The following is a 747-nucleotide window of genomic DNA, read 5'->3' on the forward strand; positions in this document are numbered from 1 at the left end:
AGCTCGATCACCTGCGTCAGGAACTCGGCGGCGGTGCCTTCGAACTTGCGGGGCGAGAAGTCGTGCAGCGGAGCCGGTTTCCCGGTCGCGGCGACCACACGCAACTGGTCGATGGCCTCTTCGCGCTTGCTGGCATCGGCACCGGCGCTGGGCATCCGCACCGAGGCGAACACCCCATCGGTGACCGGCTCAGGGCTCGCGAGAGCGAAACCAGCGCAGCGCGCCAGCATCGGGCAGTCCGCGCAAATCCGCTGCGCCTCATGCACATCGGCAGCAGCGGAGCTGAAAAACAGGTCCGGATCCTCGGTGCAGAGCACGGGCGGCCAGGCCACCGGGTGATCGACCTCGGGTGAATCGGAAATGGTGCGGGTCATCGCGTAACTCCTTCAACGGAAGTGGTGGGGGAAGAGGTGGCGGCGCAGAACGGATCGCAGCTGCGCGGGTAGTAGGTGTGGTGCGGATTCGGGTGGGTCACCGTGACCAGCACGGCGAGAAGGACTCCGAACGCGAGCACCAGAAGCGGGACGACGAGGATCGGGCCGACCCCGATGCCGCCCGCCACGATCGGGATGTGGACATCGACGAAGCGTTCGCGAGCCATCACGCCGCCCCGACCGGCAGCGCCGCGTAGCCGCGGGCCTCGTCAGCGGTCAGGCCCAGCTCCCCGGCCCACCGCTCGACATCGAGCCGATCCGGCGCGATCGCGATCCGCATCGCGGCCGTTGCCTGCTCACGGGTCAGCTGACG

The 747-nt window shown here is 68.7% G+C and carries 2 protein-coding genes; both read right to left on the reverse strand.

Annotated features, from left to right (window positions below; all coding sequences use genetic code 11):
- Positions 1 to 374 (reverse strand): WhiB family transcriptional regulator (locus A5780_RS27395; RefSeq protein ID WP_082976762.1); only part of this gene is annotated, 374 nt, incomplete at its 3' end.
- Positions 371 to 601 (reverse strand): hypothetical protein, encoded by a 231-nt coding sequence (locus A5780_RS40360; protein ID WP_156769687.1) that lies wholly within the window; start codon positions 599 to 601, stop codon positions 371 to 373. The genes A5780_RS27395 and A5780_RS40360, both read right to left, overlap by 4 nt.
- Positions 602 to 747 lie beyond the last annotated feature (146 nt).

It is taken from the genome of Nocardia sp. 852002-20019_SCH5090214, assembly GCF_001665865.1.
Classification (GTDB): domain Bacteria; phylum Actinomycetota; class Actinomycetes; order Mycobacteriales; family Mycobacteriaceae; genus Nocardia; species Nocardia nova.

Excerpts from the sequence above, each read along its gene's own strand:
- A5780_RS40360 (WP_156769687.1), bottom strand. The coding sequence starts at position 601 with ATGGCTCGCGAACGCTTCGTCGATGTCCACATCCCGATCGTGGCGGGC.